The 6,620-nt window shown below is 64.6% G+C and carries 8 protein-coding genes; 2 read left to right on the top strand and 6 right to left on the bottom strand.

From position 1 onward, the window contains the following. The 4 genes from ACFMO5_RS13955 to ACFMO5_RS13940 all read right to left on the bottom strand — a co-directional run. Window positions 1-129, bottom strand: a 129-nt coding sequence (locus ACFMO5_RS13955; RefSeq protein WP_376792864.1) for a transcription termination/antitermination NusG family protein, incomplete at its 3' end; no start/stop codon positions are given. 259 nt (window positions 130-388) lie between these two features. Further along, window positions 389-2,017 (bottom strand): polysaccharide biosynthesis tyrosine autokinase, encoded by a 1,629-nt coding sequence (locus tag ACFMO5_RS13950; RefSeq protein WP_376793357.1) that lies wholly within the window; start codon window positions 2,015-2,017, stop codon window positions 389-391. Between the two features lie 67 nt (window positions 2,018-2,084). Beyond that, window positions 2,085-2,354, bottom strand: coding sequence for a hypothetical protein (locus ACFMO5_RS13945; protein ID WP_376793356.1), 270 nt, complete (start codon window positions 2,352-2,354; stop codon window positions 2,085-2,087). Between the two features lie 37 nt (window positions 2,355-2,391). Further along, complete coding sequence (locus tag ACFMO5_RS13940) at window positions 2,392-2,715, bottom strand: NAD-dependent epimerase/dehydratase family protein (RefSeq protein ID WP_376793355.1); 324 nt, start codon at window positions 2,713-2,715, stop codon at window positions 2,392-2,394. A gap of 647 nt (window positions 2,716-3,362) precedes the next feature. On the opposite strand from ACFMO5_RS13940, the gene ACFMO5_RS13935 reads away from it, so the two are divergent. Then, a complete protein-coding gene (locus tag ACFMO5_RS13935) occupies window positions 3,363-3,755 on the top strand; it encodes a hypothetical protein (RefSeq protein ID WP_376793354.1) in 393 nt (130 codons plus the stop codon). A gap of 727 nt (window positions 3,756-4,482) precedes the next feature. Here ACFMO5_RS13935 and ACFMO5_RS13930 read toward each other — a convergent pair. Then, the gene (locus tag ACFMO5_RS13930) at window positions 4,483-4,995 is read right to left on the bottom strand and encodes a type II toxin-antitoxin system VapC family toxin (protein WP_376793353.1); all 513 of its coding nucleotides are present in this window, start codon (window positions 4,993-4,995) and stop codon (window positions 4,483-4,485) included. Between ACFMO5_RS13930 and ACFMO5_RS13925 the strand changes: the two genes are divergently transcribed. Beyond that, window positions 4,994-5,440 carry a hypothetical protein gene (locus ACFMO5_RS13925; RefSeq protein ID WP_376793352.1) on the top strand — a complete coding sequence of 149 codons (447 nt, stop codon included), beginning with the start codon at window positions 4,994-4,996 and terminating at the stop codon, window positions 5,438-5,440. The genes ACFMO5_RS13930 and ACFMO5_RS13925 overlap by 2 nt on opposite strands. Before the next feature lie 164 nt (window positions 5,441-5,604). Here the strand turns inward: ACFMO5_RS13925 and ACFMO5_RS13920 are convergent, their stop codons facing one another. Then, a complete protein-coding gene (locus ACFMO5_RS13920; RefSeq protein ID WP_376793351.1) occupies window positions 5,605-6,387 on the bottom strand; it encodes a hypothetical protein in 783 nt (260 codons plus the stop codon). Window positions 6,388-6,620: the final 233 nt, after the last annotated feature.

Here is a 6,620-nt window from a genome sequence, read left to right as displayed (position 1 = left end):
GCGGTGGCCTCGGCGCGGCCGCCAGGAGGGGATCTCCGGCAGGAACGACTCCAGCCCCTTCTGGGCGAGCAGAGCGGCCACGCGGTATTCGGCGTTCGGCTTGGTGTAGACAGCGTACCAGCAGCGCATGGGCTCGTGACCTCCTCCCACCCGGCAAAGGGCAGGCTTCCCCCTTCATTGCGGGAAGCTTACCCGGAGCTCAGAGTTGCTCCCCGAGATCCAGGTAAGCCTCCTGCTCCAGGGGCTTGCGCTCGGGCCGGTCCAGCCCTACGACTCAACCGAAGCTTAAGCGGAACGCCCATAACGAATCTGCATTGCGTTCGAACAGCCGAACAGTTACCATGGATTACCCGGGTCTCGCCTACCTCCGTCGGGTCTTAGATGGCCTTCAGCTCGGCCGCCGCTTTCCCATCCACGACTTTGCGACAGCCCTGCGCTGATGTGAAGAAGAGTAATAGTAATAGTAGCCACCCGGGCGGATAGGGACCCGGTTCAGCACCACGCCGATCACGTTCGCTCGGACCTGGCGGAGGCTCTCCACGGCCTGCCGGGCCGCATCCCGCCGCGTTTCGCCCGCAGCCACCACTAGGAGCACCCCATCGGCTATCTGAGCCAGCACCGCTACGTCGGCCCCGAGGAGCACCGGGGGGCTATCGATCACCACAGCATCGAAGGACTGGCACAGCTCCTCCCGGATCTCCCGCATCCGCTGGGAGCCCAGGAGTTCGACTGGGTTAGGGGGTTTCTTGCCCGCGGGGAGGAGGCTCAACCGCTCCACTTCGGTGGGTTGCAGCCGCCCATCGACGCTGCCGGCCAGAAGCGCGCCCGTGAGCCCCTCGCGGGGATGCAGGCCGAAGAGTTGGTGCTGTCGGGGATGACGCAGATCGGCGTCCAGCAGCACAGTCCGCAGGCCGGCCTGGGCCAGCGCGACCGCCAGGTTCGCCGCCACCACGCTCTTCCCCTCCAGCATAGTCGGGCTGGTCACCAGGATGACCTGCAGGGGCCGGTCCACGCTGCAGTAGCGGATATTCGTGCGCAGCACCCGAAAGGCCTCCGAGGCCGACGCGAGGGGATCTGCCGTGAGGACGAGTTCTTTCTGCCCTTTCTCCAAACGGCTAATGGCGCCCAGGGTAGGAAGGCCCAGAACCCGGTTGACGTCATCCGGAGTCTTCAGGGTGTTGTCCAGGCGCTCTCGGAGGAACACAGCGCCCACGGCCAGCAGCGCACCCAGGACCCCGGCCCGCACAGTGTTCTCCAGTTTGCGCGGGCGGACGGGTTCTCTCGGCGCCTGGGCTGGCTCAAATAACACCACCATATCCCTCGACTGGGTCGCCATCAGACGCATCTGCTCGTAGCTCTGGATCAACGAGGCGTAAATGTTGCGATATCCGGCCAGGATGGTCTCCAGACGGATACGCTCGGCCTGGCCCTGGGGAGTGGGATCGTTCGCTCGGGTCTCCAGTTCCTTCTGGGTTTTCTCGATCGCTGCCGCCAGCTCGTCAATCTGTGTTTTCAGGTTGTTCAGCCCTTCGGCGTACCGTTGTTCTTGGGTGGCCTGGACTTGCTCGATGAAGGTTTCAGCGAGGGCGTTGGCGAGGGCGGCGGCCCGGGCCGGGTCGGTATCTTCCACTCTCACCTGGATCAACTGAGTGTTCTGAACCCACTCCACCTTCACCCGATTCGCCAGCTCCTCGGGCGTTTCCGACAGGCCCATCCGGGCAATGGTCGCCTTCAGGACGGGGCGACTGGTCAACATCCGGGCGTAAATCTGAACCAGCCGCTCACTGGTGAGAATGGCCGTATTCTCGCTCAGACCTGCCGGCAGTGGCTGCTGCACCAGGAGGGTCGCTGCGGTCTGGTAGACGGGTTGCATCCGGGAGCTGACTGCGAAGGCTACGATCGCGGCCAGCAGGGTACAGCCAACAATCAGCCACCACCAGCGCTGGAGGACGAGGAGATATTGTCGCAGGTCAAATTCTTCTTCGACTACTTCTCTTCGCGGGCTGACCTCTTCCATCGAACGTGCTCCTTGGGGGATATCCGCTGGCCGTCTCACGGACGGCCCCCTCCCTCGAGCCTTCTCCTTAAGGCCGCCATCGCTCTTTACAAAAGGCCACGGTCCGCTCCAGCCCCTCCTCCCGGTCCACTTGCGGCTCCCAGTCCCACGCTTGACGGACCCACTCCGCCTTCAGGCAAATCCGAAACGTCTCCCCGACCTTCCGCGGGCCGTAGATCGGCTCCCGCCGGTAACCGGTGATCGCCGCCAGCATCCGGAGGATCTGGTTGGCCGCCATCTCCCACTCGCTCCCCAGGCTGAACACCTCCCCCCGCCGCCCTGGGCGCCGATTCGACATCGGCCTTTCTTGAGCGCGCTCGCGCCGGGCGTCAACCTTACGTTGACGCCGCTCCGAACCCCGGCGAGGGCTGCTTTTCCGGCCAAAAGCTCACCAGAACCTTCCTCGGATGCGCCGCGCCGCACGGCAGGTAGATTGGCTCCCCGTACACCGCACCCCCGCTGGAGATGTAGATGAACTTCTTCACCCCGTATTGGAGAGAGAGGCGGATCAGATTCAGGGAACCCAGCACGTTGACCTCGGCGTCGTACATCGGGTCGGCCATCGAAACCCGCACGCTCATCTGCGCGGCGTGGTGGTCGACGGCCTCCGGCCGCTCCCGCTCGAACACCTCCGCCAGGGCCGGGCTCCGGATGTCCACCTCATCTCGGCTTTAGGGCGAAGCGGCGAAGTGGGAAGCATCGGGATCCCCATGAAACCCAAAGGGAAGGAGAGAGCTTGTGGTGCCTCTCTCCCTCCGCGAGCTGGGGAGCACACCGGAACGTGACAACGATCGGATGCGTATCTGGCCTCCATAGGGCTGAAGGGCCCACACCCGGGGGCGGGTCTTCTGTCGGTGTGCGAATCCCCGAGATCAACCGAAGGCACGTGACGGTGCGCCCTTCGCAAAAGAGGGAGGCCGGGGGGACGATGGGGAGAGCATGCGGGAAGTGGATCGCCATGCGATGGAAGGCCTTGGGAGGAAGCCGCACCACTTCCCGCGCCCGTTGCAGGGTGTTGATGGGGAAATTCCCCGCTGCGAACGGGACGATAACTCGCTGGGCTCGAAATTGGAAGGGGGAACCACTGGCCTCTTGTACGCATGGACGGCGTCCGTTCCATCTTCAGATCGACATGCGCTAAAGAGCGCCAGATGGCGCGGCCGGGAAGGATTCAGCTCAGCTATCAATTGCTAAGATAGCACCCACCAATTCTTTTGTCAAATCGGTGAATTCAGCTTTATGGCGAGTTGGGACAAACAAAGGGTAAGGGGGGAATGGCAAGCCAAAGGGAGCGGAGGAAGAAGGCATGATTCGCAGGGATGGAGAGGATGGCGGAGGAGACGCTGGAGTGGGAAGCGGCGCATCCGACCCCCACGCGGACGGAGTGACGGAGAAGGAGGAGATCGCGTTGAAGCGCCGCCAACGGTTGGGGCAACTAGAGGGCGAGTTTCTGACGAAGCGGCCAGAGGCCGTGCGGCCGGTGCCCGGGCCGGTCGGTTCGAAATGGGAGCAGGCGATGCGATACCCGTGGAAGGGGGAAATGGACGGTCGGGCCTCTGGAGATGGAGCAGGGGTCCGATTCCTGCGAAGGCGGTCGGAGGGGGATTTTCCCCTTGACCGACCGCTCGGATGGAAGGAGCGGCCCTGGAGGGAAGGGATGGGGAAGGAAGCGGTCCGGCTGAGGGCCCGGATGCCGTAGGACCCGGTGGCCGGGGCCCCGGAACAGGTGGGGCAGAGTTCCATCTCGGCGGTTGGCGCAGGCGTACGGCGAGGAATTCCGCAGGGCATCATCAGGAGGCGCAGGAGGGAGATCCACAGGATTTCGGTATCCGTGCCTTGGGGCTTGGGGCCCGGTCGGGACGGCACCATACCATGGATGCGCCCTCCCGCTGGTACCCCTCATCCACCAGAGTCCACAAGGTCAACGCCAGGGTTTCGTCATCTATGGAATGCCTCTCCCAAGCGGGTTGGGTTCGGATATAGGCGAAACCCCTCGTCTGGTCCACATCGAATTTACAGCGCGCGTTTGCAAAGATCGACGGGCTGTTGAGGGAAAACGTCAACCGTCCACAGGCGGCCCGTTGGGGCGAGGTGTAGCGGTGAGGGCGCTGGCGATGGGCACCGCGCAGCAGAGCCTCTTGGGCCAGGCGGTCAGCGATGCGGACAACGGTTATGGAGCAGCCACACCTGGCGATCTCAATGTCCGTCTCCAGGTGCTTCTGAAGGCGGCATGATGAACAAGCCTTATTTCGCCATGATCCCTCGATCGATCCACAGGGCACCCGGTTGGCGCAAATCCGGCAATCAAACAAAGCCTTTCGATTCCTCGAATCGTTCGATCCAGTCGCCGATCGCATCGCCCCGCGGGGCAATCCATGGCGATCAGCTGGGTGGGTAAAGGCCGAAGCCGGCAAGGCCGCTGGCTTTCAGGGAGCAGAACCCCCAGGGATCGTGGTCTGATGCTTCCTCAAAGCGGCTCGGCTCCGGAGACAGGATGTGGGTAGCTTCGGGGGACAGAAAGCCAATGCAGACGACCTCCACGATTCTTGCAAGACCTCAAAGCCGTGCCGGGAGAAGTCCTCGTCGCAGGCGAAGGCCCACTGCAGACCCATCCGACGCATAACCTCGAAGCTCACCAGGTCGACCAGGCTCACGCCCCCATCCGCCCCTAAAAAGGCCGCGACGGCCGCCCCGTGCACGCCCCGGTCCACCCACAGAACCTCCGCCACCGGGAGGAGGTCGGCCAGCCACCGGCGTGCCGCGGCCCGGCCGAGCCGGGCGGCGACCAGAGCCGTCGTCTCCACGACGATACGATTCGTCGGGACCAGCCGGGCGGCCTCGTCCCGAAGCCGCCGAAGGATGCGGGCAGCGGCCCCATGAAAGTCGTCCCGGCGGTTGAACAAGGCATACCCGGCCGACGGATCAACGAACACGTTCATGGAAAGCTTCCGCCAGGTAGTGATCGCGCCGTTCGGCCACGCCCGTCGCCCGGTCTTCGAAGGCCCCGACGGAGAGCCATATACAGGTCCTCGGGGATGCGACCGACACCCACCTTTTCCCGGCGATGGCCGTCCGGGCCAACGGGATCGCCCAACGAAGGACGAAAAACCTGCCGCCGCTCGTAACCGAGACACCGCCCCGCGGCGGCCTGGGCGCCTGAGGGGCGCCCAGGCCCAGGTCCCCGTCACGGGCCAGCGGGGCAAGCGGGTCCTACGGGGGGTCTTCAGCGCTCGAACGGGGACGCGGCTATGGGAGCGGAGCGAGCCGTGGAACCCGGCGGTCTCCCAGGACCTCCTGCCGGCGGGATCTGATCGGAACGGTTCTGGCCCCGAAGGTCATCGCGTCGCATCAATTGGGTCCACCCCCTTCTATTGTCAGCCCTGAGCGCCGTTTTCAAGGTTCTGTCAGCGAATCCGGGTCTCCTTTGGCTGCTACGCCGTCTTTGCTGGGGCTTTGAAAAGCCCTGAGGGGGGAAGGGACCGGTCATCTAGGAAGCCCGTACGGGTAGAACAGGCGATGATGAGCCCTGGAAGGGCTGCCCCGCGCGCTCACGGATTGCTCTTGATCCGCATCGGGGGATGGATCACAGTTCCGTCGAGAAATCTCCCGGATCCCTCTCTCCAGTCGTTTCCCCCGAACGCCGCCGGCCACAACGGATATCGCCGCCGGTCCCACGAGCAGCCCGGGTCCTGGATCAGCCGCTGCAGCGCCTCGAAGCGCGCCCCCCAGATCCGGGCAGCGATCGCCACCCGGCGGCCGCCCTGGTAGCTCCTACGGCATGCATCGCACAGCGGCACATGGTTCTCCGGCCGCCGCAGCCGCCAGGCCATCTTGAGGGGAAGGGCCTCGGCGGGGAGCACTTGTCGCCATCGCCCCGGCCGCCCGCAGACCGCACAGGGGAAGCGGCGGAACTCCTCCCAGAACCGCCAGGATTTGCCTCGCGCCACCTCGAAGAGCTCCAGGCCCCGCCACTGGGCGATGGCCTCGTCAGGGACCTGGTGCTCCGGGATCAGCTCCACCAGGCGAGCCACCAGCCCCCGTCGCTCCGGACGCAGGGCGTTAGGGCGGGTCACCGCCCGGGCCAGCCACTCCCATCCCTCCAACACGAGCTTTAAAACCTCCCTCTCCCAACCTTGGATCAGCTTCCGGAACGAAGAGGAGTTGAGAAGGCGCAGGATGTCAGGGGGAGTGTCGTATTCCAACTCGACCACTGATATACAAAACTCCAAGAAGAGCCAGCCCGGCTTCGGCCGGACGGATCCAAGGGATCGAGCGAGGAGCCACTCGATCCCCCGACGAATCCACTGACACCAATTCCAGCTCTTGCTCATAGCTCCTCCTGTCCGCGGGGATGTTCTAAGGGAACGGGATCGCCTCTTGAGAGGGAGCCTGCCCCTATTTAGGTCTTTTCAATTCAATACGATGAGCGCGGGGCATCCGGACCCCGGGGGCCGGATGCCCCCCGGCAAGGCGCAGCGCCCTATACCCCCAGATTCCGAAGCTGTTTCAGAAGCTCCGGCAGGAGCATCGGCTTCAGGACCCGCCACGCCGCCTCGATGCCATG

Origin of the sequence: Thermoflexus sp. (assembly GCF_042408365.1) — a bacterium.
Taxonomy (GTDB): Bacteria; Chloroflexota; Anaerolineae; order Thermoflexales; family Thermoflexaceae; genus Thermoflexus.
The sequence above is the reverse complement of the archived record's forward strand: the minus strand, read 5'-3'. Positions and strand labels throughout refer to the sequence as shown.